Below are 658 nucleotides of genomic sequence, written 5' to 3' on the forward strand. Positions count from 1 at the left end.
GATGTGACAAAAACGATTACTTATAGACGTTTTCAGAACCTAGTAAGTGAAGTAAGAAAGAAACTTCACGGCTAGCTGCACGGTAATCTGCACGTGCATGTTGCTTGACATTAAATACTCCTGTATCAACAAACAGGAGCGATAAAATGTCACAAGCAAGACTAGAAAAACGAGCATATACAGAGCAAGAAACAGCGGCTTATATTGGTATGAGTCGTTCTTTCCTTCGTCAAGCAAGAATGGAAGGGCAACGTAAGAACAGAACATTAGCACCACCATTTATCAAAATCGGTCGGGCGGTTCGTTACCTTAAAGAAGACTTAGATCGTTGGTTGGATAACCACACCAAATTAGATCACCTTTCTCAAGGAGGTGATTTCCATGCTTAGTTTAACCAAAGACCAAAAGAAACTGCTCAAATGGATGAACGAAGGGCATACATTTAAGGTTTATTCTGATTATAGCCCAAGGAAAGGAGATATCACTCCGCTTTCTAAACTTCCAGTACGGTTGTTTGATAAATCAATATATAAGCTATATCGATTAGGACTAATTACGTATGAGCCAGTAAGCGATTTCGGACAAAGGTGGGACGAGTTCAGCTTAACTCGTAAAGGTAAGGAGGTTGTATGCAAAATAGCATAAATCTCTCACAAAT

2 protein-coding genes are annotated in these 658 nt (G+C 39.4%); both read left to right on the forward strand.

Translation table 11 applies throughout. The features are described 5' to 3' along the window. Positions 1-146 precede the first annotated feature (146 nt). Entirely contained in the window at positions 147-389 is a 243-nt protein-coding gene (locus R3X26_RS18835; protein ID WP_317718854.1) for a helix-turn-helix domain-containing protein, read from the forward strand. Further along, positions 382-645 (forward strand): hypothetical protein, encoded by a 264-nt coding sequence (locus R3X26_RS18840; protein ID WP_317718855.1) that lies wholly within the window; start codon positions 382-384, stop codon positions 643-645. The genes R3X26_RS18835 and R3X26_RS18840 overlap by 8 nt, the downstream gene beginning before the upstream one ends. Positions 646-658: the final 13 nt, after the last annotated feature.

The organism is Vibrio sp. TH_r3, assembly GCF_033101115.1.
GTDB lineage: Bacteria > Pseudomonadota > Gammaproteobacteria > Enterobacterales > Vibrionaceae > Vibrio.